Below are 25902 nucleotides of genomic sequence, written 5' to 3' on the forward strand. Positions count from 1 at the left end.
CATGCACGCACCCAGACTCCTATTCTCGAAGGAGACACCATGAGCCTCATCGTTCAGAAATTCGGCGGTTCGTCTGTTTCCGACGCCGAGGGTGTCAAGCGGGTCGCTCAACGCGTGGTCGAGACCAAGAACCAGGGCAACGACGTCGTCGTGGTGGTCTCCGCCATGGGCGACACGACCGACGATCTGCTCGACCTCGCACAGCAGGTCACCACCAAATCCGGCCCCAGCCGAGAGCTGGACATGCTCCTGACGGCCGGCGAACGGATCTCCATGGCCGTGCTGGCCATGGCCATTCACGAACTCGGAGCCCCGGCCCAATCCTTCACGGGCTCCCAGGCCGGGATGATCACCGACGGAGTGCACGGTGCCGCCCGACTCGTGGAGGTCCGCCCGGACCGGATCCGCGACTCCCTGGAGAACGGGAACATCGCCATCGTCGCCGGATTCCAGGGCATGAACCGTCAGACCAGGGACATCACCACCCTCGGCCGCGGCGGGTCCGACACCACCGCGGTTGCGCTCGCTTCAGCCCTGGACGCCGATTACTGCGAGATCTATTCTGACGTCGACGGCGTGTTCACAGCCGATCCGCGCATCGTGTCCGCGGCACACAAGCTCAACGAGGTCTCCAGCGAGGAGATGCTCGAAATGGCTGCCAACGGCGCGAAAATCCTCCACCTGCGTTGCGTCGAGTACGCCCGCCGATTCAAAATAAAGCTTCACGTCCGTTCTTCGTTCAGCGACCTCGAAGGCACGTGGGTCATCCCCACGGAATCGGATGCAGACGCCCCCGACCTGACGAAGGAGATCCCCTTGGAACAGCCCCTCATCTCCGGTGTGGCCCATGACCGCACCCAGGCGAAGGTCACCATCGTGGACGTCCCGGACGTGCCCGGTTACGCCTCCAAGATCTTCGGCTCCCTCAACGACGCGAAGATCAACCTGGACATGATCGTCCAGAACGTCTCCACACGGTCCGAATCCCGCACGGACATATCGTTCACGCTCCCCCAGGACCAGGGCGACGCCGCCATCGAGGTCCTCAAGGGTGTCCAGGCCGAAATCGGTTTCGCCGATATCGAGTACAACGACGCCATCGGCAAGCTCTCCCTCGTGGGGGCGGGCATGAAGTCCAACCCCGGCGTCTCCTTCCATTTCTTCGACGCCCTGTCCAGCGCGGGCGTGAACATCGACATGATCTCCACCTCTGAGATCCGCATCTCGGTGATCACCAGGGCGGACCTGCTGGACGCCGCCGTGCGCGCTGTCCACACCGCTTTCGACCTCGACGCAGAAGGCGAAGCCACGGTGTACGGAGGCACCGGCCGCTGACCGGTGACTGACGTCCCGCCGACCCAGTCGCTCTCCGCCCGAGGCCCGGTCCACCTGACCGGGCCCGCGTGGCGTGACTTGGCAGAAGAGCATCGGGAACGGGCAGCCATCTACACAGAGCCCTTCCTGGAACGACGCCACGCAGGGCGCAAACACCCGGTGGAAGACTTCCTGTTCACGTACTACACCCTCAAGCCCGGCCAGTTGCGTCGGTGGCATCCGGGCCCCGGCGTCATCCTGCTCGACGCCGCGGAACGCCTCGAGTGGAAGTTCTACCGGCGCCCCACGGACACCGAATTGCGGATATCCGGTCTGTCCGAGGAAGAAGCCGAAGAACACCGGGACGCATCGGCCGTCCTCGACCTCGAGGAGTTCCTCCGGGCCCGGGCGGCCGCGGTGGATTTCACGCGGGACATTCTCGAGCGCACGTCGGCCAAGGCCGGAAATTTCGGGTGCTTCGGAATGCATGAGTGGGCCATGGCCTACCGTTCCGAGGAGAACGACATCCGCCACGAATACCTGGATCTGCGGCTGGGCGCGGAGGGAACGGACACCGTGGTCGAGTCCCACCGGATCCACTGCACTCATTTCGACGCATTCCGTTTCTTCCAGCCTCAAGCCGTTCCGCGCAATGAGCTCCAACCGACTCGGGAAGAACAACGCCACCTGGAGCAGCCGGCGTGCCTGCACGCCAATATGGACGTCTACAAGTGGGCATACAAACTACTGCCCCTCGTCGACTCCGTCCTGCTCATGGACTGCTTCGATCTTGCCTGGCAAATTCGGGAAATGGACATGCGGGCGGCACCGTACGACCTCACGGCGTGGGGTTACGAACCCATCGCCGTCGAAACGGCACAGGGCAAGAAGCAGTATGCGACACTCCAGAGGGAGTTCGCTGAGCGCTCAAATATTTTGCGTCAAAGACTCCTCAACGTCCTGAATTCGGTGCCCGAACCCGGCAACTGAACCCAACAGCTGATCCCCGTACTCCGGTGCCAGCCACCTTCGCCGGCCCGACACCACGGCGGTGCGTCGCTCCTTGGGCCCTTGGCCCGGGCCTGACATGCAAACGCACCTCAACACCCCCTCCTTGAAATCTGCATTTTTCGTGGGAACCTGGGACGGCCCCATAATTTTCCTCACGTCAACGGGAGCCATACCTGTGAAGATCAGCCGCCGGACCGCCGTCATCTCCGCATCAACGCTCGCGGGTGCCGCAATACTCAGCGCGTGCGGGTCCAAGGATTCCGAACCTGCCAATGATGCTTCGCACTCCGCCTCGTCAGGTGCCTCTGGTTCGGCTTCGGGGTCTGCCTCGGCTTCGCCGCAGGGCCCGGTGGCGACGTGGGCCGACAACACCATGGTCTCGCACTTGTTCTTCCATTCTTTGGTCGCCGACCCGAAGCGCGCCTTCGACGGCGACGATGAGGCCAAGGGCTACCTGGACTACATGGTCACCATCGACGAATTCAAAAAGATCATCCAGCAGGTCTACGACCGCAACTACATCCTGGTCAGCCCGCACCAGCTCTACACCACCGCCCCCGACGGCGGGATCGAGCTGAAACCACTGGAGCTGCCCGAAGGCAAGAAACCGCTGGTGATTTCTTTCGATGACCTCTCCTACTACGAGTACATGGACGGCGACGGGTTCCCCGACCGGTTGATCGTCAAAGACGGCAAGATCGTCAACGAATACCGCGACGCTGCCGGCAAGAAACAGGTCGGGGCCTATGACCACTTGCCGATCGTGGAGGAATTCCTCCAGGACCACCCGGATTTCTCCCACGAGGGGGCCAAGGGTGTGATCGCGATGACCGGGTACAACGGGGTCCTGGGGTACCGGACGTCGGATATCTCCTACAAGGACCAGAACAAGAACCTGAATCAGGACAAGAAGGATGCGACGAAGGTCGCGGATGCGATCAAGGCCGCCGGGTGGGAGTTCGCCAGCCACTCCTGGGGTCATATCAATTTCACGAAGTCACCGGTGGATCATATCCGGGCCGACAACGAGAAGTGGCAGGCCGAGGTCGCCCCGATCGTGGGCAAGACGGATCTGTTGATTTACCCGTTCGGGGCCGATATTGCCGGGATCGGTGATTACGAGAACGAGAAGTTCCAGTATTTGAAGTCGCAGGGATTCAACGCGTTCTTCAATGTTGATGCTTCGGTCCCGGCCTGGGGTCAGGCCGGGGGCAATTACCTGCGGCAGGCACGGATCAATGTGGATGGGATTTCGTTGAAGCACGCGATCGAGGGCACGTCGGAGACGCTGAATGAGTTCTTCGACCCGCACACGGTCCTGGACCCCCAACGTCCCAAATCAATTTCAGGAACCGACGAATAGGCCTCCCAGCCCCGATCGGTACGACCCGGACACAGCCGCCGCTTTCACCGGCTAGACTGGTGAAGCAAGCTCGCGGAGCGTCCGGGTCGTTCGCGTCCGGCGTGAGACGGCAACGGAATCCGCGCGCCTGAAGACCCCTCAACGCGTACAGGAGCGACGGATGCCCCGAATCATTGTCGACGTCATGCCCAAGCCGGAGATTCTCGACCCGCAGGGCAAGGCAATTGCCCGCGAATTGCCTCACATCGGTCTGAGCAGTTTCACCGAGGTCCGTCAGGGCAAGCGGTTCGAATTGACCGTCGAGGGCGAGGTCACCGAGCGGCACCTCGAGGAAGCTCGCCGGGCCGGAGAGGAATTGCTTTCCAACCCGGTGATCGAGGACGTCGTCAACGTTTCCGTTGCGGAGGACTGAACGAGCATGGCCGAATCACTGCCCTCCGCAGAAGTACCCCTGATCGCGGATCTGGCCCCCGACGTCTCCAATGAGCGCCTGGCCGACGTGCGCGTCGGCGTCGTCACCTTCCCGGGAACTCTGGACGACCGCGACGCCGCCCGCGCGGTCAGGATTGCGGGCGGGACTCCCGTACCGCTCTGGTACAAGGATTCCGACCTCCAATCGGTGGACGCCGTGATCATTCCCGGCGGATTTTCCTACGGCGACTACCTCCGTGCCGGATCCATCGCCGCCAAGGCCCCGATGATGCGCGAGGTCCATCGGGCCGCCACCGCGGACGGCACCTCCGGCTCCGAACCGCTGCCGGTCCTCGGTATCTGCAACGGTTTCCAGATCCTCACGGAGATGCATCTCCTCCCCGGATCCATGATCAAGAACGACCACCTCAAATTCGTTTGCACCGACCAGAGGCTCCGCGTGGAGAACACCGAGACACCCTGGACGGCCGAACTGGATCGAGGCGGCGAGATCGTGGTCCCGCTCAAGAACCAGGACGGCCAGTACGTCGCGGACGCACGGACACTGCGCCAGTTGGAGGAAGAGAACCGGGTGGTTTTCCGCTACGTCGGCGGCAATCCGAACGGCTCCCGCCAGGACATCGCGGGGGTGACCAACGAACGGGGCAACGTCGTGGGCCTCATGCCGCACCCCGAACACGCCGTCGAACCGGGCTTCGGCCCATCCTCCTCCGGCACGGAGGAAGTAGCGATGCGCTACGGTTCGGATGGTTTGCGCTTGTTCACATCCCTCCTGCGCCAGATCGTCGCCGCCTGAGCTCCCGCGCCCCGAGCCAAAACAAGGATTCACACTTTCATGAGCGAACAGCAGTTCAACCTGGACACCGTCGATCACGCACGGACCACCCCGGATACCGACCTCCCCTGGGCCGAGCTCGGCCTCAAGGAGAACGAGTTCGAGGACATCAAGAAGATACTCGGACGCCGCCCCACCGCCGCTGAGCTGGCCATGTACTCGGTCATGTGGTCCGAGCATTGTTCCTACAAGTCGTCCAAGGTCCATCTCAAACAGTTCGGCGCCAAGGTCACCGACGAGATGAAGAAGGACCTCATGGTCGGGATCGGTGAGAACGCCGGTGTGACCGACATCGGCAACGGCTGGGCCGTGACCTTCAAGATCGAGTCCCACAACCATCCTTCCTACGTCGAGCCCTATCAGGGGGCTGCGACGGGCGTGGGCGGCATCGTTCGCGACATCATCTCGATGGGCGCACGCCCGGTGGCCGTCATGGATCCCCTGCGTTTCGGCGCCATCGACCACCCGGACACGCAGCGGGTCGTCCACGGCGTCGTCGCCGGGGTGGGCGGATACGGGAACTCGTTGGGGCTGCCGAACATCGGTGGCGAAGTCGAGTTCGACGCCTGCTACCAGGCGAATCCGTTGGTCAACGCCTTGGCCGTGGGCGTCATGCGACATGAGGACATCCGTCTGGCCAACGCGTCGGGCGTCGGAAACAAGGTCATCCTGTTCGGTGCCAGGACCGGCGGGGACGGTATCGGTGGCGCTTCGGTGTTGGCTTCCGAATCCTTCGACGACGCCAAGCCGTCCAAACGCCCTGCCGTGCAGGTCGGTGACCCGTTTGCGGAGAAGGTCCTCATCGAGTGCTGCCTCGAACTGTTCAAGGACTCCGTGGTCGAGGGAATCCAGGACCTGGGCGCGGCGGGGATCTCCTGTGCGACGTCGGAGCTCGCCTCGAACGGCGACGGTGGAATGCACGTGGACCTCACCAAAGTGCTCTTGCGAGACAGCACCCTGACTCCCGGCGAGATTCTCATGTCGGAATCCCAGGAACGCATGATGGCCGTGGTGACTCCGGCCAACATGGCCCGTTTCGAGGAGATCATGGACAAGTGGGACGTCGAGTACTCGGTGCTTGGAGACGTCACCGACTCGGGCCGGTTGGTCATCGAATGGGACGGCGAGGTCATCGTCGACGTCGACCCGAAGACCGTGGCTCACGACGGCCCCACGTACGAACGGCCGTACAGCCGGCCGGCTGGGCAGGATGCCACACAGGCGGACCGGTTCTCCGAGTCCGAGGCGGGCAGGCATCGTCCGGCGGGCGCCGACCTCGCCCACGCCATCGTCGAGCTCATGGCCTCACCGAACCTGTGTTCCAAGGAGTGGGTCACCGACCAGTACGACCGTTACGTGCAGGGCAATACGGCGCTTTCCCAACCCGATGACGCCGGCGTGGTCCGCGTGGACGAGGAAACCGGGTTGGGTGTCGCCCTGGCGACCGACGCAAATCCCCGCTACGCATACCTCGACCCTTATGAGGGCGCCAAGGCGTCACTGGCCGAGGCCTACCGGAACGTTGCCACGGCGGGTGCGCGACCCGTCGCCGTCTCGGACTGCCTCAACTTCGGTTCACCCGAGGACCCGGACGTGATGTGGCAGTTCGCCGAAGCGGTCCGCGGCCTCGCCGATGGTTGCATGAAGCTCGGCGTGCCTGTGACTGGCGGCAATGTCTCGCTGTACAACCAGACCGGGGGCCAGGCCATCAACCCGACCCCGGTCGTCGCGATGATGGGTGTGATGGATGATGTGACCCGGAGGACCCCGTCGGGTTGGGCCCCGACCGAGGACGGCAACGCGATCTACTTGCTCGGGACCACGGCGGACGAGCTGGATGGTTCGGAGTGGGCCCGGCTCAAGGGGCACCTGGGCGGCCGCCCGCCCCGAGTCGATCTGGCTCAGGAGAAATTGTTGGGAGACATGCTCGTCAACATGTCCCGGGACGGCATGATCGACGCCGCGCACGACCTGTCCCAGGGCGGCCTCGCGGCCACCCTGGCGGACGCGTGCCTGCGCTTCGGCGTCGGTGCACGCATCGGTTTGGGAGAGGTCGCCGAGCGGGACGACGTCGACGAGTTCACCCTGCTGTTCTCTGAATCCCAGGGACGCGCGGTCTGCTCGGTCCCGCGCACCGAAGAAGTGCGGTTCAAGGACATGTGCACCGCACGCGGCTATGCCTTTGCCCGCATCGGTGTGGTCGACGCCGTCAATGACGCTCTGGATCTCCAGGGAATCGCCAGCGTGCCGCTCGCGGAGCTGAGAGAGGCGTGGTCAGGAACCTTGCCGAAATACTTCGGCTGACTCTCCACCACGTCTGGGGCGGGCCCCCGACCACGGTCGTGGTCGGGGGCCCGCCCCATTTCATGACACCGTCGGACACCCTACGGTGGCGTCACAACGTCTTGATCAGAATCGATGCGATCACGATCGATCCGGCGCTGACGCTGGTGAATCCGCCGATCAGCATGGGTGGAAGGATCCTGTCCTGAACTGACTTTTGCATTTCGGGGTCGTCCGAGGATGTCCGGGCAACTTCCGTGGTGATCAGGTAGTCCCCGGGGAAACCGAACATCGCGGTCAACGCCACCGGCATGCCCAAGCGCAGGTCCCACCCGAGGAGCTTCGTCGCGACCGCACCACCGATCAGTATCCCCACCATGCCGGTGGCCAAGATCAGCAGGACCGCTCCCAGCGAGGTCACGATCTGCGAGAGGGACGCTTCCATCAGCGGCACCGCGACCACGATGATGATGGCCACCATGCCCAGGGAGAATCCGCTGGCCTTCTCGAGAGACGCGCGGGGCAGGACCCCGGTCCAGACGCACACGATGCCAAGGGCCAGCCCCCAGATGCTGTAGGAGACCCCCGTGAGTCCTTGCAGGTACATGGCCAGCCCTCCGCCTGCGACGACCATGAAGAGAAGAACCAACTGGTTCTCCCGGATGGACGCCGGCAGTTTGACCCGGACTTTACGATCTGCTTCCGCCTGCGCTTCGGGAGAGAGCTGAATCGCCCCGGTGTCAGGGTCTCGTTCGACCCGGACCTCACCGCTGTCGATCAGGCGGCGCGCGTGACTCTTGAGGAAGAGCGCCGTGAGAGGCATCGCGGGGAGTGCCTGCAGCATAAGCACGAGGGTCGGAATGGTGGCCAAGGTGGTCAACCCCACCGAACTGAGCCCCTCGGTGGTCAGGAGGGTCGAGACGATCCCTCCGACCAACGGTCCCGTACCGGCCACGGCGGTCCCGTATCCGAAGACCAGCCCCACGACCAGCAGGATCAGGACAGTCGCGCAGGCCATTCCGGCCACCGAGATGACGATGGGCCGCCACTGTTTCTTCAACGAAGCGATCGGCAACAGCGTGCCCATGTGAACCATGATGGCCGGCTGCATGATGGTCGCCATGCCGACGAACATCGAGGCCTTGGCGATGGACGCCGGGAACACACCGGTCTGGGTCAACGCCGCCATCGCGAGCATGGCCACCAGGAGCGATGGTATTCGTGCGCGCGTCAGGGACGAGACCAACTCGCCCAGGGCAATGCAAGCCAGGAGGACGACTGCCGCGTACATGGTGTCCATGGATTGTCCGTTCTGTTGCGGGGCGATGGAAGGCCGCGGACGTCGAGCGACCCGCAGTGAATGTAATATGTATCACTTTCAAAGGCGTAGCCCGACCATAACACCCGATCTCCTCGACAAGAACCAGGAAACCCGAAGTAGAGCCTGGTCTACTCCGACTTCGCGGAACACGCCCGTAAACTGGATACCGCACGCCGCGAACCCCCGAGGAGATTGATGCCAAGTCGGACCAAGGACACCCCGCCCCGGCTTGCGCGCGCCGATGATGTGGACCTCGCCCGAAAAGGGCTGTCAGCCGAGGACGTCCGGGAACGCACCCAGCACGGCCTGACGAACGTCCAGCCGAACACGACCTCCCGCAGCGTATGGGCCATCGTCCGGACCCATCTGTTCACGCTCTTCAACCTCGTCCTGGGCGCATGCGCCGTCGTCATCATCCTCCTCGGACGCTGGCTCGACCTCCTCTTCTCCCTCGCGGCCCTCGCCAACATCATCATCGGGTTCGTCCAGGAATTCTCGGCCAAGCGGCAGCTGGACAAAATTGCCTTGCTCCGCCGGGACCCGGCCAGAGTGCTTCGCGACGGGGCCGCATCGGCCGTGCCGCTCGAGGAGATCGTGCTCGACGACGTCCTTCTTCTCTCGCGCGGCGATCAGGTTCCGGCCGACGCCGAGGTCCTGGCCGCCGACGGGCTGGATCTCGATGAATCACTGCTGACCGGGGAAAACGACCCCGTGGTCAAGAGACCCGGCGACAGGGTGTACTCCGCGTCCTCCGTGGTCGGCGGTTCGGGCAGGGTCCGTGTGACGGCCGTCGGCGACAAGTCCCATGCGTCCCGGTTGGCCAAGGAAGCCCGTCAGTTTGCCCCGATCAATTCGGAGCTCCGGGCCGCGACGGAGCGGGTGGTCAAATGGATCTCGATCGCGCTGGTTCCGATCATTCTGGTGGTGCTCAATGGCCAGATGCAGGCCGTCGGAGGATGGCATCGAGCATTCTCGAGCGGGGACTGTGAGGACGCTCTCGTCGTCGCGGTCTCCTCGGTCGCGTCGATGGTCCCCCAGGGGCTGGCCCTCATGACGACGATTTCCTTCGCCGTAGCGGCCGTCAAGCTCGCACGCGATGAGGTCCTCATCCAGGAGCAACCCGCGGTAGAGGTCCTCGCCAGGGTGGACACCGTGTGCTTCGACAAGACGGGCACCCTCACGGAAGGCGGGGTGACGTACGCGCGAGCCCACGGCCTGGGGACGCACGAGGGCCTCGACGATGCCGCCCAGGAAGCTCTGGCCTGGTTTGGGCACGACGAAAACGCGAACCCGACCGCCGCGGCGCTGGCCCACGACTTCCGGAGGCGCCCCGAAGAGCAACCGAGCGGCGTGCTCGGATTCTCGTCGGCCAACAGGTTCTCGGGCGTCGAGTTCCCGGGCACCGGCGCCTGGATCCTGGGGGCTCCCGAGGTGCTCCTCCAGGACACCGACAATCTCGACCGGGCGAGCGCTCTGGCCTCCGAGGGGTTCCGAACCATGGTCCTGGCCAGGGCCGACGCCTTGGCCAGGGACGACGACGCCCGCCCCATCCAGAAATTGCCCGAGGCCTGGAGCCCGGTGGCACTCCTGACCTTCCGCGAGCACGTGCGCGACGACGCCGAGGAAACCCTGCGGTACTTCACGGAGCAGGAAATCGATCTCAAGGTCTTCTCCGGAGACAGCCCCGCAACGGTGGCCGCCGCCGCCCGCCGCGCCGGAATGGACGCCGAGAACGGTGCAGTAGATGCGTCTCGGCTGCCCGACGACGGCCCGGAACTCGTCGAAGCGGCGCTGTCCCACAACGTTTTCGGCAGGGTCTCCCCCTATCAGAAGAAGAACATGGTGTCCGGGCTCCAGGAGCGGGGCCGAGTCGTCGCCATGACCGGTGACGGCATCAATGACGCCCTGGCCCTCAAGCACGCAGACCTCGGGATCGCCATGGGCAACGCGGCACCGGCGACGAAAGCCGTCTCCCGCCTGGTGCTTTTGGACGGGAAATTCTCGCGGTTGCCCTCGGTCCTCGCGGAGGGCCGGAAAATCATTGCGAACATCGAGCGGGTCACCAATCTGTTCCTGACGAAAACGAGCTTCGCCGTGATGATGGGCGTGGTCCTGGGGCTCCTCGCGTGGACGTTCCCTTTCCTGCCGAGGCAGTACTCCACGGCCGACCTGCTGATCATCGGTGGCCCGTCCTTCGTCCTGACCATGCTTCCCAACAACCGCCGGTACGTCGGCGGGTTCCTGCGCAGGGCATTGCACTTTGCCTTGCCGAGCGCCGTCGTCGTGACCCTGTGCATCGTCGCGGTGAATTTCTACGCCAAGCATCTGGATCCCAGCGGCCTCCAGGTGCAGCAACAGATCCAGACGGCGAACTTCATCGTCCTGGTCCTGGTCGGCCTGTGGATCCTGTGCGTGGGGTCCCGACCGTTGAGTCTTGCGCGAGGCGGATTGTTGCTGGCGATGTATGCCGCCCTGATTCTCGTGCTGATCATCCCGTGGTCGCTGATGTACCACGAGTTCCAGGTCCCGGAAGCGAACCTCCTCTGGGCCTCCTTGATTACTGCCGTGGCGGGCAGCGCGCTCATTGAGGGGAACTATTGGGTGCACCGGTCCTGGATGCGCAAGCACCAGTCGGAGGCCTTCCGGGCGGGCGTCGCCTCCGGCGAGGTCTGACTCTCTCCTGCGCGAGGGGCAGTCTTGTGCCCGATGCGCGACCGAATCTGCACAACTTTGCCACTTCACGGTTTGGCAACACCGAACAGCAAAACCCCGGATCCCGTAGGTTATGACCTGCCAACATTTCCCCGGCACTACATCCTTGCGCAGGTTATGACCAGCCGGTAGTGTCATTCTCGGCTCGGCGCGCAGCGTCGAGACCTCAGGGTTGTTACTGGAACAGCAGGCAAGACCTGAGTCGCATCACCGGGCACCGTCCCGGTGGCTTCACCATGAGGCCTGACCCGAACATTCGCTGTCGGGACTGGCGCCTCGTGACCCGTCGTACGCGAAGACGTGGTTGTGGTGGTGGCGTGCGGCTCGGGTCTTTTTTGTGTCTTAAGACGATCGGCATCCACTGTCGGTCGATGCATCAAGGAGTCATCTGTGGACTACAAGAAGACGGCGAAATCCGTTCTGGACGGACTGGGCGGGGCCGACAACGTCGACTATTTCACCCACTGCGCGACCCGTCTAAGGGTCACCATCGGCGACAGGACCAAGGTCGACAAGTCGCAGATCGAGAAGACCGACGGTGTCCTCTCGGTCATCGAGCAAGCAGGCCAGACCCAGGTCGTCATCGGCAACGAGGTCTCAGAGGTCTACACCGAGATGACCAAGCTTCCCGGCATGGACCGGGAGGCCGGGTCGTCGTCGAGCGGGTCGAAGAGTGCGGAGAGTTCCGGCGAGAAGAAGGCCGGAATCATCACCCGAATGTTCGATGTTCTCTCGGACTCGTTCCGCCCAGTCCTCTGGGCCCTCTTGGGCTCCTCGATGATCCTGACGCTGATCGTGCTGCTCCAGCAGCTGGGCGTGTTCGGTCACTACACCAATTTCGCGGGGCAGAACGTGACCGTGGACCTGGTCAATGGCCCCAAGGTGGGCGACGACGCCGCCAATGAGGACCTGATGAACACGTGGCGCTCACAGTTCCCGTTCTGGTTCATCCTCCTCGGCGCGGCCATGTCGGTTCTGAATTTCATGCCGGTCTTCATCGGGGCGACGGCCGCGAAGAGGCTGGGGGCCAACATGTGGGTCGGGGCCGCGATCCCGGCGGCCCTCATGACGGATGCGTTCCGTGGCCTGTCCACGATGGCTGGCGACGCCGGGCATCTCACGCTCTTCCACATCGGCGACTGGGGCGTTCCCCTGTACCTCTTCAACTACACGGGCCAGGTCTTCCCGCCGCTGTTCGCCGTTGCGGTCCTGGCGCCGCTGGAACGGTTGCTGAAGAAAATCATTCCGAACATGCTGCACATGGTCTTCGTTCCCATGATCTCGATCCTGATCATGGTTCCCCTCACCGCGCTGATCATCGGTCCGATCGGCGTCAACCTCGGGTTGGGCATTTCGAACGTGTTCCAGTGGCTCAATGACATCAATCCGGCGATCGTGGGGGTCGTCGTCGCCGGGTCGTACCTGTTCATGGTTCCCCTCGGCCTGCACTGGCCCCTCAACGCCGTGATGATCTCGAACCTCTCGACCCTCGGGTACGACTTCATCCAGTCCCCCATGGCCGCCTACAACTTCGCGGTCTTCGGGGTCGTCACGGGCGTGGCCATTCGTGCGGCCCGCGACAAGGAACTTCGCCAGGTCGCCACGGGCGCCGCGGTCTCGGGGCTTCTCGGCGGGATCTCGGAGCCTTCGCTCTACGGCGTCGTCCTCCGGTACAAGCGCGTCTTTCCGCTGATCCTGGTGCCGGCGATGATCGCGGGCGGCCTGATCTCCTGGCTCGGCGTGCGTTCCTACGCCTTCGCTTTCACGTCCTTGCTCTCGATCCCGGCAATGCAGCCGATTCCGCTCTTCGCCATCGGCCTGGCCATAGCCTTCTTCGGCGGTCTGGCCGGCGTCTTGGTCTTCGGGTTCCGTTCTCGGGAGCAGCGGGAGACCGACTTGGCCAAGCAGAGCGTCGCGACCGACGAGGTCCCTACCGGCGACAGGATCCGTGCGGCCGCGGATGAACCAGAAGCCTCAAGGCCGACGCCGGCCGCCGTTTCTTCCGGCGGGGCCACGGCAACGAACGCGACAGGCGCAGGGGTCGCCACTGAGCCCTGGGCCGAGAGCCGGGGGCAGGAAGCGGCGACCAGAGAGTCGGGCTCGCCCCAGGACGACGACGCCGTGACCGTCGGGGCGCCGCTCGAGGGCGACGTCGTGGCCCTGTCGGAGGTACCCGACCCGATTTTCGCGGGCGGGAAGCTGGGTCAGGGTGTGGCCATCACGCCAACGGCAAATACTGTGGTCGCACCCCAGTCCGGAACGATCATCGCGACGCCCGCTTCGGGCCACGCTCTCGGTCTTCGGCTGGACTCGGGCGTCGAGCTGCTGATCCACGTCGGCATCGACACCGTTGGTCTGGACGGACGAGGGTTCACGCCGGAGGTTGCCAAGGGGGATCGTGTCGAAACGGGCCAGAAGCTCCTGACCTTCGACCGGGACGTCATCACGGAGGCCGGGTGCTCCCTGATCACGCCGGTCGTGGTCACGAACACCCCCAAATTCGCCGACGTCGAGGGGCTTCCCGGCGGTCGGGCGGGGCTGGGCACCCCGATCATCCGGGTCACCACGGCCTGACCCTCTGCGATGGTCGACGCTGCCCGGATCGGAGGCGTTGACCCGATCCAGTGGCGCTTACCTCTCCCTTGTGGGGGTTGAACCCCCTCGAAAGAGGGGTAGATGCCACCCCATCGGGCAACACCCTCTCAACGCGACCACCGACCCGCACGCCGGCCGGAGAAAAGCACCTGAAACGGATGCTCGGCCCGGGCCCGGTGCGCCTCCGCCCGCGACGCGGACACGCACGAAACTGCCACCTCGGCCGGAAAGCACCACGTCGATCCGACGACGTATTTCAGGCCCTCAGGAAGCAGTCTCCTCGAGGAGTTGCCGCTGCTCGGGCGAGATGCGCACGATCCGGCTCGTGGGTTCGTTGAAGAATGCCAGCACGGTGGAGGCATCCACACACCGCACGCCGCTCTGGGGATCATAGATCCGGTATTCGATGGTCAGGCTCGCTGCGGTGATCTTCTCGACCCAGACCTCGACCTTGGCGGGCTGCCGACTGTAGGACAGCGGGGCGCGGTATTTGATGTGGTTCTCCGCTACCAGCGCTTGGGTGCCGCTGGGCAACTGGGTGAACAGCGGGATCGGAGCATCCGTGAGCTCGGCGCCGGGTGCCGCGGGAGGGGGACCGAACGCGGCCACACGGGCTTCCTCCATGATCCGAGCCATCTCGACATTGTTGATGTGCCGATAGGCGTCCATGTCGCCCCAGCGAAGGGGCACTTCCACAGTCAGGATTCGCGAACTCATATCACTAGCCTATCGATATTCCGGGCGACGACGCCGCCGGGAACGGCTATCCGCTCGTCGCCACCTCGGCTTCGTCGAATGCGTCCATGTCACTGCCGACGAACCGACGGACGAAGAAGTAGTAGACGGCCGTCAGGAACGCGTAGAAGCACAGTGCCACGAAGCCCGGGAGACGCATGTCGGGGCTCGAGAGCACGGCGGCGAAAATTGCGACCAGCCCGAGGATTCCGAGTACCGCCGTCGGCGCCCCGCCCAGCAGCCGGAATTCGGAGGAGGCACCGTTCTTCCGTCGGTAGCTGACGTAGGAACCGAGAATCAGCATCCACACCACCAGAATGAACGTGGTGATCACGGACATCATGATCAGGAAGACATTCTCGGTCACGAGGGCCAGCACGATCACCACCAGGATGCCGACACAGGACATGGCGAGCGACCGCGCCGGGCTGCCGAGCCGCGTCGTCCGTTGCAGCGCGCGGGGCGCCATGCCCTGGTAGGACAGCGAATGGATGAGCCGTGTCCCGGCGTAAACATTGGCGTTGGCCGCGGAGAGTGCGGCGATGAGAACGATGAAATTGATGACGGCAGCAGCCGCCGGGATCCCGACCTCCGAGAAAACCATCACGAACGGACTCGAGGACAAGTCCCCGGTGCCGGCAGCCGCGGACCAGGGCATGAGTGCCATGACCACGAAGAGTGCCAGCACGTAGAACGTCGCGAGCCTCCAGATCGTTGCCTTCCCCGCGCTGCGGACCGACCGCACGGGATCTTTCGCCTCCGCGGCCGAGATGGAGATCAACTCGACGCCGCCGAAAGAGAACATGACCACGGCCATTCCGAGCCAGATCGAGCTCGGTCCGTTGGGGATGAACCCGTTCTCGGTCAGGTGACGCATCCCCTCGGCAGGGTGACTCGGCAGACCGAAGAAGACAATGATCAAACCGATGACGATGAAGGCGATGACCGCAATGACCTTGATCCCCGAAAGGAAGAATTCGACCAATCCGAAGGACTTCACGCTGTACGCATTCAGGAAGACGATGACGAGCGCGAACACCAGGATCCCGACCCACAGCGGCAGTTCGGGCCACCAGAATTTGAGGTACGTCGCCACGGCCACGAGTTCGGCACCGGCCACGCACACCGTGGTCGCCCAATAGGCCCAACGGGTCATGAAGCCCGCGAAGGGCCCGAGAAAACGACCGGCCATCGTGCCGAAGCCACCTCGGACGGGATATTTGACCGCCATCTCCCCTGCGGCGCAGGCGATGATGGCCGCGATCAACGAACCGATCGCGTAGCAAATGATCACCGCGGGGCCGGCGACACCGATGGCCGCGCCCGACCCCAGGAAGAGGCCCGTGCCCAACGCGGAGCCGAGGGCGATCATCGTCATTTGTTCATGGGACAACGAGCGCGCGAGAGCTCCGTCCTTCGTAGTCTTGTCCATAGAGCGGCCGAGGCCCTTCCTCCGTGATGCGAGCAACTGTTCAGCTATTATCACGCGAATTCACGCGGTCACGCCACACGAGCGGGTCGGTGCCGCGCCCACGCGCGCAACACGGTCCTGCCGACCATCGGTATTCGCTTCATGACAGGCGCCTTTTCGCGGGAGGACCCGATGGGATCAGGTGTCTCGCCCCCCCCCTGCGGCCCGACCGCGACGGGACGATTCCCGATGAAACCGCAAGATGTCGCGAGGTTTCCGGGCCGGAGACAGGCGTGCCGAGGCGAGGTGTGATGAACTAGTGCCATGAGTGCTTCTTCGAGCTGCATGTCTTCGTCCCCCGTGCCGGAATCGCACGCGTGGGTTCGAACGAGCGCCCACACGGCATTCCTGACCGTCGACAACCCCAGCGCCATGACCTTGGAAGGGACCAACACCTACGTCATCGGCGACCTGGGCGAGTCCTTCCCGCCCGAACCAGGGGCACCCAAGCCGCGCGCCGTCGTCGTCGATCCGGGGCCCGCCGACCAGCACCATGCCGAAGCGATCGCGGCGGCGGTCGATGTCGCTCTCATCGTCGTGACGCACTGGCACCAGGACCACGTCGGAAACGTCCCCGCGCTGCACGACCTGACCGGAGCCCCCGTGCGGGCCTGGGACCGGGAATTGTGCATCGGGGCCGGCCGGCTCCAGGACGAGGAGGTGCTCAAAGACGTTCCCGTGGAAATCAGCGTGTGGCACGCTCCCGGGCACACCGCGGATTCGATCTGCCTGAGCATTTTCGACGACGGCATGATCCTCACCGGCGACACCATCCTCGGCCGCGGAACCACGATGCTCGATTACCCGGACGGCGACCTGGAGGACTACCTGGACACGCTGCGCGTGTTCAAGGACGAACCCGGTTTCACCGTCCTCCCCGCCCACGGGCCCCACGGCGAATTCCTCGAGGAGGCCTGCGAGCGCCTCCTGGACCACAGGCTGAATCGCATCCATGATCTCCGCAGGCGCCTCAAGGCCTCCGACGACGACCTGGGCCCCTCCGCCTCGACCCTGGCGGCGGAGATATACGCCGATGTCCCGGAAGAGGTCCGGGGCCCGGCGGTCAAGACGCTCAAGGCGCAACTCGCCTATCTCATGGACATCGGCGAGATCGCCGGATTCACCGACTGACCGCGCCGGGGTACGTGGGTTCGTGCCTCTTGAACCATCCGATGGTCGGATACGTGATCGGCAACAGGACGACCTCGATCAGGCACTTGTAGAAGTAGCCAACCACCACGTAATTGGCGAAGTCGCCGAACTGCTGGATGCCGAGGATCGGCGCCGCGACCGTGCAGAAGATCAGGGTGTCAGCGAACTCTCCCACGAGGGTCGAGCCAATGAGCCTGACCCACATGAACCGCTCGCGGGTCCATTTCTTGATGAGAGCCATGATCCATGCGTTGAGGAGCTGGCCAACGAGGAATCCGAGCAACGATCCACCGATGATCCTGGGGACCGGACCGAGAACCGTTTCGAAGGCCGTCTGGTTCTCATAGAAGTCCGCAGAGGGCAGCATGATCGTGATCCAGAAGCTCAGGGAGGCGAAGGCCCCGGCGCAGAAACTGGTGATGATGGCTCGGCGTGCGGCCTTGAACCCGTAGACCTCGGTGACAACGTCGCCTAGAACATACGCGAGCGGAAAGAGGAAGAATCCTCCGTCGGTCAGAATCGGCCCGAAGGCGACGCCTTTGGTGGCGCCGATATTCGAGAGGATCAGGAGCACACAGTAGAGCGCCAGGAGCAGGTCGAAGTATGTTTTCGGACGTCTCGCGTACGTCGGTCCGTTCGGCGCACCGGGTGTTGTGTCGTGGCCGGGTGTTCCCGGCGTGCCGGGCCCTGTGGGGGTGGACTGCATTGTGGTCACCAATCTGTATTGACGCGGCTTCGCCCCGAGCAGGGAAACCGTGGTTCGACTGTTCCGATGCGGCGCCGAGCGCCGTCAGGGCTCGTCTGCCACCCGAGCCGTGAAAATCTTACCCGGCGGTTGGATAATGGAGGTATGACTACAACTTCTCAGACTCCCGTTGCCATGACCATCGCAGGTTCCGAGGCCACGGGCGGTGCGGGCGCCTTGGCGGACATCAAGACGTTCCAGGCGCTCGGGGTTTACGGGTGCCTCTCGCTGACGTGCATCGTTTCCTTCGATCCGAAGAACGACTGGGGCCACCGTGTCCTCCCGATCGACCAGCAGACGCTGGCGGACCAGCTCGAGGTCAACACGACCGCGTACGACCTGGACGCGGTCAAAATCGGGATGCTCGGGTCTCCCGACACGATCGACACCGTATCCGCGACGCTGCGCCGGCAAAGCCCGAAGAACATCGTGCTGGACCCGGTGCTGATCTGCAAGGGGCAGGAACCGGGCGCCGCTCTGGACACGGACAAGGCCCTGACCTCAAAGATTCTTCCGCTGGCAGATTTCGTCACGCCCAATCACTTCGAGTCTCTCTCCCTGTCGGGGATGGACCGGATCAACGACGTCGCCGATCTCGAAGAGGCCGCGCGGCGGATTCACGAGCGGTCGGGTGCCGCCGTTCTGGCCAAGGGCGGGGTCAGGATCGAGGGGCCGGACGCCGTCGACGTCTTCTACGACGGCGAGACCACGGAGATACTTTCCTCGCCCAAGATCGGAGAGGTCGCAGTGGCCGGGGCGGGCTGCTCTCTGGCTGCCGCCGTCACGGCCGAACTCGCCAAGGGGGCGACGCCGCTCCAGGCCGCCCGCAACGCCAAGTCATTCGTGACCCGAGGGATCGAGGCCCGCATCAGCTCCCATGCACCCTTCGACACGCTGAAGCAGGTCAACGAGGCCTCCTGACGCAAACGAGCCGCCGGCCCGACCGCTTGTCAGAGCGATGGACCTGGCGGCTCGTTCCGCTCACGGCGTTCTGTCGTTCAGGATGCCCATGGTCAGGAGGCCACGGAACGGAGCCTCGCGCCTTCTTCCCTCACACGATCCGCATAAGCGGCGACCGGGCGGCCGTCGGCGTCGAACTGCGCCCCGAGCCCGAGCTGGATGAACGAGATCGTGTGTCGGATTCGCTCGTTGCGGACCTCGTCCTCCTCGTTCTTGCCCCGGTCCGCGGCCGAGCTGAGCGAGCCGTGGACCAATTGCGCGAGTTCGGTGATGTCCGACGGCGGCAGGTAGCCCTGGTCGATGCACGCGGTCAGTATCCTTGCGAGCACCGCCTGGAGCTCTCCCACGTGGTCGCCCAGTTTCGCGAAGGCCTCGGGAGAAAGAACCGAACGCATCGCGGGTCCGGGCGGGAGATGCCTGCGGGACATGTCCTCGATCTGCATGCGGACGTAGACGGCAAGCTGGTCCACGGGATTCGTGACGCTGGTCAGCTCCGTGCGGAGGTCGTTGATGAATCGCTCGGTCTCGTCCAACGCGTAAGCGACCAGCAGCTCACCCATATCGGCGAAATAGTTGTACACGGCCGTCCGACCGATCCCCGCGTTCTTGGCAACGTGAGTCATGGTCAGCCCGGTCAGGCCGCGGGTATAGAGGAGTTCACCGAAAGACTTCAGGATCGCATTCTGGGTGTTCTCCCGTTGCGCGGCGTTGGAGGGTGCGGAGATACGAGGCATATCGACAGTATAGGACCGGATGTCACCAAATCACGACCGGGAAGGCAAGATCACAGTGACCTGCCAGTCTGCACTCAGCTTCCGTCGCTCACTAGGCCTCTGGATTCCCCGATCCGTCATCAAGGTCGAGAATGCGTGCGTACATCACGGGCCGGTGCTGCAGGGCGGAACGCAGAGCGCGATGCACTCCGTCTTCGAGGTACAGGCGACCTTTCCACTTCACGACGTGCGGAAAGATGTCGCCATAGAAGGTGGCCTCCTCACCGAAGAGGGTCGCCAGATCAAGCATTCGCTGCGTGGTCGTCAGTTGGTCCAGCCTGACCTGACACGGGGCGAGCATCGCCCACTCTCGTCGGTCCTTGAACGGATGCTCAGGATACGGCCGAGTCTCGCCCACCGCCTTGAAGATCATGGGTCCATGGTAATACCCGAAAGTGTGCGATCCGTTACTTTTTGACCCAACCCGCCGAAGTTACCCCTTGTCATGACGGCATTTGCGACCCACGCGCCATATGCCCCCTGCGGAATATCCGAAGTGGATCGATCCCACGCACCCTTGCAGCAGCGCGGAAATTGTAATTACGGAACATGCCGCAAGGCCCTCGCACCTGAAGGCCCTCGCACAGCAATGACGCCGCCCGTTCGCCATCTCCAAGGATCGCGAGCGGGCGGCGTCATGTGTCACCACGCAGGGGGGGCGAACCCGGTATCGGGCTCGGGGACTCAGCTACTTCCGGTTGACCTGCATCATGGAGCCGGTCTCAGGGAGAGGGAATTCGCCGGTTCGCGGACGCACCTCTTCCTCCGACTCCTCTCCCGGAGCACGGTGGCGGGGACCGGAGGCCTCCGACTCCTGGGCGTCCGAGGCACCCTGCTCGGAGGTCGACGGCTCGGCATGGCCCGCGTCGTCGGCGCCCTCCTCGGAGATGTCACCCGTCCGACCCGAGTCCGAGACGCTGGTGGCCAGCGCCTTCTCGCGGATGAACAGCAGAATCAGCGCGGCGAGGATGCCCAACGGTGCGATCCACAGGAAGATCGGAACCAGAGCGTCGTTGTACGCGCCGATCACGACGTCCTTGATCGGGCCGGGCAGCTTCTCCACGAGGCCGGGGGTCAGCGAGTTGGACCCGCCGCTACCGGTGGCCGCCATGGCCTGAGGCGGCATGCGGTCCTGCAGGAAATCCTTGAGGCGGGAGGTGAACAGGCCGCCGACGAGGGCCGACCCCATGGTCGCGCCGACCTGACGGAAGAAGTTGTTCGCCGCCGTCGCCGTTCCGACCATGCTGATCGGGAAGGAGTTCTGGACGATCAGGGTCAGCAGCTGCATCGACATGCCGAGACCCAGACCGATGACCGCCAGGCAGATGCAGATGATGTAGGCCGGGGTATCCACCTCGAGGTGGGAGAGGAGGAACAGCCCGAGGGCGAGCAGCACCGAACCCACGACAGTGAAGATCTTGTACCGACCGATCCGGGCCACGATGAATCCGACCGTAATCGAAGTGATGAGCAACATGCCCATCATCGGAATCATGAGCAGTCCCGCCTGCGTCGCGTCGACCCCGAGGACCATCTGCATGTAGGTCGGCATGTAACCGACGGCACCGAACATTCCGATACCCATGCACAGGTTGGCGATCGTGGTCAGGTTGAAGTTGCGGTCCTTGAACAGGGCCAGCGGCATGACCGGCTCGGTCACCTTGGATTCGATCGGGATGAAGATGGCCACGCAGACGACAACCGCGATCAGCAGGCCAATGATGGTCGGCGAGTCCCAGTCGTACTGGTTGCCGCCCCAAGTCATCGCAAGCACGAGGCATGCGGTCGCCGCGCCGAGGAAGGCCATGCCGAAGACGTCGATCTTTCGACGTTCAGCGCCGGCTTCCTTGTTGGTGTGGGGAATCAGGAAGATCGTCGCCAAGAGCGCAATGACGGCGAGCGGGATATTCATCCAGAACGCCCAGCGCCAGCCGGGCCCTTCGGTCAACCAACCGCCGAGGAGCGGGCCCGCGACCGAGGAGAACGCGAAGACACCCATCAGGGCACCCATGTACTTGCCGCGCTCACGGGCGGGAATCACGTCCGCGATCACGGACTGGGACAGAATCATGAGGCCGCCACCGCCGAGCCCTTGGAGGCCACGGGCGATGATGAGGGTCGTCATGTCCTGGGCGACGGCGCCCGTCACGGAACCCGCCGCGAACGCGATGATCGCGAAAATCAACATGGGTTTGCGACCCCAGAGGTCGCCCAGCTTGCCGTATGCCGGCATCATGATGGTCGAGACCATGATGAATGCGGTGATGACCCAGCTCATGTGCTCGACGCCGTTCAGCTCACCGACGATGGTCGGCAGGGACGGCGAGAGAACCGTCTGGTTCAGTGAGGACATCAACATGATGATCATCAGGCCGATGAACAGCAGGAGAATATTGGTGTTGGGGGTGGGGCGACCGAATCCGCCCTTCTGGGCCGAGTGAGCAGATGGCATCTCCCCGGTTGCGGGTGAGGCCGGATCGGTCTGAGCCGCTCCGGTTCCGCTCTTGCCACCCCCAACGGCGTGACGCGGTGTGTAGGTGGTGCTCAACGAGGCTCCTTGATCATGGTGGAGAACAGTGTCACGGTGCGATTGATAGATGCGGCAAACTCATCCCGGGAAGCTCGGGCGCCATAGTCGACGTAACGGAGAACAGCGGTGGCCATCAGGACGATCGCGCGGATGCGCTCTTCCTGCTCGGGTTCCGGCTCGCTGTTTTCGTCTTCACGACGCACGAACCGGCCGGTTTCCTGATACACGGCCCAGTCCATGGCGAGCAGGAAGTCCTTGAGCTCCTGCTCGCACCGAAGCATGTGGATCTTCATGCGTTGCCGCATGTCATCCCGGTCTTCGGTGAGCTCGTTCATGATCCCCCTGATGTCACTGGCGAACGAGTCGTACAGGACGCTGGCGAGGAGTCGGGCCGCCTGCGCGAGCAGGCCCCCCGACTCATCCGCCTGGACCTGTGCCAACATGTCTTCGGTCATCTGAGGGGGACGCAGCCCCATGACGGCGTCTTCCTTGGTCGCGAAGTAGTTGAAGAACGTTCGCGGTGAGACGCCAGCTTTCTCCGCGATGAGTTCCGCGGTGGTCTGCCTGATTCCGCGTTCTGACGCAAGTTCACGCGCGGCCGCGTGGATCGAGTCCCACGTCCGTGCCCGGCGTCGTTCGCGAAGGGATGGTTCTGTCGTTTGCACCTATGCATCTTATGCAGTTCTGCAAAAAATGCACAACTGCACTATTTGTGTCCTTGATCTCTAAGGTTTGCCTAACTATGTAAATGGACGAGGTGGGTGGATTGTTCGCGCGGACTGTCGGATGCTCAGGGGCGAGGGCCGCGGGTCGAGATGGCAGTCTCGTGCGGGCAAGCGCGCGAGGTGACAGTTTTGGGACTGGATCCGGCCCAATCGGCCCCAAAACTGCCACCTCGTGGGAAAAACAGTACGAGATTGCCACCTCGCGAGCAGTACGGCACAAAACCGCCACCTCGCCACAAAAACGGCAGGTCCCGGAGCGCACTCGCCCGAGCCGCGGCACCGTTCCAGCCAATCAGCCCGCGGCGCCGTTCCAGCCAATCAGGCCGCGGTGCCCTCCTCGACGGGGCGCACCGGGGTGTCCTCGGTCGACGGCTTGCCGACATACGAACCCTTGTACGCCGCTGCCGGGTGGTGCTCGTCGATGGCAACCTGACCTTCGCCGTAGAGGTTCTCGCGGAAGGTGGACCCTTCGTAACTCGTCCGGTAGCGGCCGCGCTTCTGGAGCTCGGGGACCACGAACTCGACGAAGTCCTCGAAGGACCCGGGCGAGACGTGGTAAGCCAGATTGATTCCATCCAGGCCGCCCTCGTCGATCCAGCGTTCGAGCTCGTCGGCGACCTTTTCCGGACCACCGATGATGACGTCGCCCATTCCGCCGATCGCGCAGTGCTTCGCAATGTCCTCGCGCGTCCACTCCTTGTTCTTGGACTGGAGGGTGAACGGGGTCAGGAAGGACTGGATGGAATCGGTCTCGATGTAGTTGAGCACTTCGTCCTCCCCGAACTGGGACAGGTCGACACCGGACCAGCCGCCGATGATCGCCTGGGAAGTCTCAGGAGACACGTACTGGAGGTACTCTTCGTACTTGGCCTGGGCCTTTTCGTCGGTCTCGTCGACGATCACGGACAGCATCGCAAAGATCTTGATGTCGCCGCGCTGCCGCCCTGCCTTCTCCGCCTCATCACGGATCTTGTCGGTCACGAACCGGGTCAGGTCCGGGCGCAGTCCGCCTACGAACACGGCCTCGGCATGCTTTCCGGCGAAAGCCTGACCGCGCGAGGAAGCGCCTGCCTGGAAGATCACGGGAGTTCGCTGCGGGGACGGCTCGGTGAGTCCCGCCCCAGGGACCGTGAAGTATTTGCCCTCGTGCTGGATCGGGTGGACCTTGGACGGGTCCGCGTAGACGCCGGTTTCGCGGTCCTTGACCACGGCGTCGTCCTCCCACGAGCCCTCCCAGAGCTTGTAGCAGACGTCGAGGAACTCGTCGGCAATCTCATAGCGCTTGTCGTGCTCGATTTGGCGCGGCAGGCCCTGGTTCTCCGCGGCCGACGGAAGGTAGGACGTGACCACGTTGAAGCCGACCCGCCCCTTGGTCAGGTGGTCGAGCGTCGCGTATTTCCTGGCCAGCGTGTACGGCTGTTCGTAGGTCACGGCACTGGTCACGCCGAAGCCGAGGTTCTCCGTCACTGCGGCCATCGCCGAGATCTGCATGAACGGGTCGTTGACCGGAACCTGCGCCCCACCGCGGATCGAGGGCGCCGCCGAGTTGCGGTACACGTCGTAGATCCCGACGACGTCGGCCAAGAAGATCCCGTCGAAAAGACCCTTTTCGAGCGTCTCGGCCAAGTCGGTCCAGTACTCGAGGGTGTTGTACTCGGTGGCCCGCGAACGAGGGTGACGCCACAGGTCAAAGCTCTGGTGGCCCACGCACGTCATGTCGAAGGCGTTGATGGCGATGCGCTTCTTGTCCGACATCGGGATTCCTTTCGGTGCCTGGAGGGACTCCATGGGTCTCCGCGTGCCCGAGCCCTGCGCCAACTTCCCGTGTCCCGAGAATCGACGCAACCATTCACGCGGTGGCGCCGGTTCTCGCGCCGTACTTGCATGTCCGCCGGTCGTCGCGCCGACGGTGCCAGATCATCATCTGGGGCACCCCGCTACGGGAGAGGGTTGCCGCCCAACCAGCCAGAGCTTGCGCGTTGGGACTCTTGATCTTTCCTCCTCCGAGCGTATGCAACGCCTAGGATTCCGGGCCATCCTGTGTGCTTTTGTTACTCGGTTTGCACTGTGTTACGCGGCCGCTCGGCGCCGTACCCGCCGCATCGAGACAACGACCCGAGCAGCCAGCGCCCCGGGCACTACTCCCCCTTGAAGCGCGGCTTCCGCTTCTCCTGGAACGCCGAGAACCCTTCCGCGTAGTCCTCGGTCGAGCACAGCCGTGCCTGCTCGGCGGATTCGGCCGCCATGGAATCCCAGAGACCCGCTCGCTCGTCGCGCAACTGACCGACCAGGGCCTTCGAGACCAGGTACGCCTGAGTCGCCCCCTGGGACACCTTCCGGACCCGTCGCATCGTGAAGTCCACCAGTTCTTCCGCGGGAACGGCGCGGGAGAAGAGCCCGGCGGTGACCGCTTCGGCCCCGCTCATCATCTCCCCGGTATAGATCAGGTCGAGGGTCCGGTGCGCACCGAGCCTCTCGTAGAACAGAGCGTGGCCGCCGGAGTCGAGCGTCGCCCCAAGGTTGGCGAACGGCGACCCGATCTTGGCGTTCTCGGCCACGTAGACGACGTCGCTCGCGATCGCTAGGCCGAGCCCGACGCCGAGGCACGCACCGTGCACCACGGCAAAGGTCGGTGCCGAAAAGGCCGCGATCTGGCGGAAGAGCGCGGTGGCCCGATGCCCCAGGTAACCCTCGACGTCGTCGTGGGCCGGGTCCACCGACGAGATGTCTCTGCCGGCGCAGAACCCGCGCCCCTCGCCGCGCAGTACGAGAGCCCGAACCTCGGCGTTCTCTGCCTCCCGATAGGCCTCGGACAACTCAGCGAGGTCCTCGGCGTCCAGGGCGTTGAGCTTGCTCGGAGCGTTGAGCACGATCTCCGCGATGTCATCGGAAATGGTCAGGTCGATCATGGTCGAGGTCCTTTCAACTGGCCCGAAGCGGTGTCC

At 64.0% G+C, this 25902-nt stretch carries 20 protein-coding genes and 1 riboswitch; of the genes, 10 read left to right on the top strand and 10 right to left on the bottom strand.

Annotated features, from left to right (window positions below; translation table 11 throughout):
* The first annotated feature begins 39 nt into the window (after window positions 1–39).
* The 6 genes from AB0Y14_RS06065 to purL all read left to right on the top strand — a co-directional run bounded on the left by AB0Y14_RS06065 (window position 40) and on the right by purL (window position 7259).
* Window positions 40–1335, top strand: coding sequence for an aspartate kinase (locus AB0Y14_RS06065; RefSeq protein WP_436588292.1), 1296 nt, complete (start codon window positions 40–42; stop codon window positions 1333–1335).
* Between the two features lie 3 nt (window positions 1336–1338).
* On the top strand, window positions 1339–2304 hold the full coding sequence (locus tag AB0Y14_RS06070; protein ID WP_436588293.1) for a 3-methyladenine DNA glycosylase: 966 nt from the start codon (window positions 1339–1341) through the stop codon (window positions 2302–2304).
* Between the two features lie 196 nt (window positions 2305–2500).
* A complete protein-coding gene (locus tag AB0Y14_RS06075; protein ID WP_436588294.1) occupies window positions 2501–3688 on the top strand; it encodes a polysaccharide deacetylase family protein in 1188 nt (395 codons plus the stop codon).
* Window positions 3689–3848: 160 nt separating this feature from the next.
* Window positions 3849–4100, top strand: a complete 252-nt coding sequence (purS, locus tag AB0Y14_RS06080; protein WP_129316205.1) for a phosphoribosylformylglycinamidine synthase subunit PurS — start codon at window positions 3849–3851, stop codon at window positions 4098–4100.
* Between the two features lie 6 nt (window positions 4101–4106).
* On the top strand, window positions 4107–4916 hold the full coding sequence (gene purQ, locus AB0Y14_RS06085) for a phosphoribosylformylglycinamidine synthase subunit PurQ (RefSeq protein WP_436588295.1): 810 nt from the start codon (window positions 4107–4109) through the stop codon (window positions 4914–4916).
* Between the two features lie 39 nt (window positions 4917–4955).
* On the top strand, window positions 4956–7259 hold the full coding sequence (purL, locus tag AB0Y14_RS06090) for a phosphoribosylformylglycinamidine synthase subunit PurL (protein ID WP_436588296.1): 2304 nt from the start codon (window positions 4956–4958) through the stop codon (window positions 7257–7259).
* Between the two features lie 91 nt (window positions 7260–7350).
* On the opposite strand, the gene AB0Y14_RS06095 is transcribed toward purL, so the two are convergent.
* Window positions 7351–8538 (bottom strand): hypothetical protein, encoded by a 1188-nt coding sequence (locus AB0Y14_RS06095; RefSeq protein WP_436588297.1) that lies wholly within the window; start codon window positions 8536–8538, stop codon window positions 7351–7353.
* 216 nt (window positions 8539–8754) lie between these two features.
* Between AB0Y14_RS06095 and AB0Y14_RS06100 the strand changes: the two genes are divergently transcribed.
* Both AB0Y14_RS06100 and AB0Y14_RS06105 read left to right on the top strand, forming a co-directional pair.
* Window positions 8755–11232, top strand: coding sequence for an HAD-IC family P-type ATPase (locus AB0Y14_RS06100; RefSeq protein WP_436588298.1), 2478 nt, complete (start codon window positions 8755–8757; stop codon window positions 11230–11232).
* A gap of 429 nt (window positions 11233–11661) precedes the next feature.
* Window positions 11662–13845 carry a glucose PTS transporter subunit IIA gene (locus AB0Y14_RS06105; RefSeq protein ID WP_436588299.1) on the top strand — a complete coding sequence of 728 codons (2184 nt, stop codon included), beginning with the start codon at window positions 11662–11664 and terminating at the stop codon, window positions 13843–13845.
* A 285-nt stretch (window positions 13846–14130) separates the two neighbouring features.
* Here AB0Y14_RS06105 and AB0Y14_RS06110 read toward each other — a convergent pair whose 3' ends face one another.
* Both AB0Y14_RS06110 and AB0Y14_RS06115 read right to left on the bottom strand, forming a co-directional pair.
* Window positions 14131–14583, bottom strand: a complete 453-nt coding sequence (locus AB0Y14_RS06110) for an acyl-CoA thioesterase (protein WP_129316211.1) — start codon at window positions 14581–14583, stop codon at window positions 14131–14133.
* A gap of 46 nt (window positions 14584–14629) precedes the next feature.
* Window positions 14630–16033 (bottom strand): amino acid permease, encoded by a 1404-nt coding sequence (locus tag AB0Y14_RS06115; protein WP_436588300.1) that lies wholly within the window; start codon window positions 16031–16033, stop codon window positions 14630–14632.
* 303 nt (window positions 16034–16336) lie between these two features.
* Here AB0Y14_RS06115 and AB0Y14_RS06120 point away from each other — a divergent pair, with 303 nt between their 5' ends.
* The gene (locus AB0Y14_RS06120) at window positions 16337–17203 is read left to right on the top strand and encodes an MBL fold metallo-hydrolase (protein ID WP_436588301.1); all 867 of its coding nucleotides are present in this window, start codon (window positions 16337–16339) and stop codon (window positions 17201–17203) included.
* Here the strand turns inward: AB0Y14_RS06120 and AB0Y14_RS06125 are convergent.
* Entirely contained in the window at window positions 17193–17930 is a 738-nt protein-coding gene (locus AB0Y14_RS06125; RefSeq protein WP_436588302.1) for a queuosine precursor transporter, read from the bottom strand. The genes AB0Y14_RS06120 and AB0Y14_RS06125 overlap by 11 nt on opposite strands.
* A 144-nt stretch (window positions 17931–18074) precedes the next feature.
* Between AB0Y14_RS06125 and AB0Y14_RS06130 the strand changes: the two genes are divergently transcribed.
* Window positions 18075–18890 carry a hydroxymethylpyrimidine/phosphomethylpyrimidine kinase gene (locus AB0Y14_RS06130; protein WP_436588303.1) on the top strand — a complete coding sequence of 272 codons (816 nt, stop codon included), beginning with the start codon at window positions 18075–18077 and terminating at the stop codon, window positions 18888–18890.
* 92 nt (window positions 18891–18982) lie between these two features.
* Here the strand turns inward: AB0Y14_RS06130 and AB0Y14_RS06135 are convergent, their stop codons facing one another.
* The 6 genes from AB0Y14_RS06135 to AB0Y14_RS06160 form a co-directional block, all read right to left on the bottom strand.
* Complete coding sequence (locus tag AB0Y14_RS06135; RefSeq protein ID WP_436588304.1) at window positions 18983–19663, bottom strand: TetR/AcrR family transcriptional regulator; 681 nt, start codon at window positions 19661–19663, stop codon at window positions 18983–18985.
* Window positions 19664–19754: 91 nt separating this feature from the next.
* Complete coding sequence (locus AB0Y14_RS06140; protein WP_436588305.1) at window positions 19755–20075, bottom strand: type II toxin-antitoxin system VapB family antitoxin; 321 nt, start codon at window positions 20073–20075, stop codon at window positions 19755–19757.
* 315 nt (window positions 20076–20390) lie between these two features.
* On the bottom strand, window positions 20391–22154 hold the full coding sequence (locus tag AB0Y14_RS06145; RefSeq protein ID WP_436588835.1) for an MDR family MFS transporter: 1764 nt from the start codon (window positions 22152–22154) through the stop codon (window positions 20391–20393).
* 92 nt (window positions 22155–22246) lie between these two features.
* A complete protein-coding gene (locus tag AB0Y14_RS06150; RefSeq protein ID WP_436588306.1) occupies window positions 22247–22897 on the bottom strand; it encodes a helix-turn-helix domain-containing protein in 651 nt (216 codons plus the stop codon).
* A 378-nt stretch (window positions 22898–23275) separates the two neighbouring features.
* Window positions 23276–24712: an LLM class flavin-dependent oxidoreductase gene (locus AB0Y14_RS06155; protein WP_436588307.1), complete on the bottom strand. Its 1437-nt coding sequence runs from the start codon at window positions 24710–24712 to the stop codon at window positions 23276–23278.
* Window positions 24713–24828: 116 nt separating this feature from the next.
* A riboswitch (SAM riboswitch) is annotated at window positions 24829–24951 on the bottom strand.
* Window positions 24952–25095: 144 nt separating this feature from the next.
* Entirely contained in the window at window positions 25096–25866 is a 771-nt protein-coding gene (locus AB0Y14_RS06160) for an enoyl-CoA hydratase/isomerase family protein (protein ID WP_436588308.1), read from the bottom strand.
* Between the last annotated feature and the right edge of the window lie 36 nt (window positions 25867–25902).

Source organism: Rothia sp. HC945, assembly GCF_051370785.1.
Taxonomy (GTDB): domain Bacteria; phylum Actinomycetota; class Actinomycetes; order Actinomycetales; family Micrococcaceae; genus Rothia.